We start from the raw sequence: 273 nt of genomic DNA on the forward strand, positions 1-273 counted from the left end.
GATAATGGCTTTCTATTTATTGGTGCGAACGCCGTGGCGAGAAATTTGGCAAAGGCTATGATCGGCAAAGGTGTCACCGTTATTCTGACAGATACCAGTTGGGAAAATGTCAGGGCAGCGCGAATGGACAATCTGCCAGTCTATTATGGTAACCCCGTTTCAGAGCATGCTGAAAATAACCTGGATTTAACCGGGGTTGGTCATATGTTGGCTATCTCGCCCTATAAACAGTTGAATACTTTATCGACCTATCATTATCTGGACTTAATGGGT

1 protein-coding gene is annotated in these 273 nt (G+C 44.3%); it reads left to right on the top strand.

All coding sequences use genetic code 11. From position 1 onward, the window contains the following. The coding region (locus A3761_RS02850) for an NAD-binding protein (RefSeq protein WP_197472762.1) at positions 1–273 on the top strand (273 nt) is incomplete at both ends.

The sequence above is a fragment of the Oleiphilus sp. HI0123 genome (genome assembly GCF_001635315.1).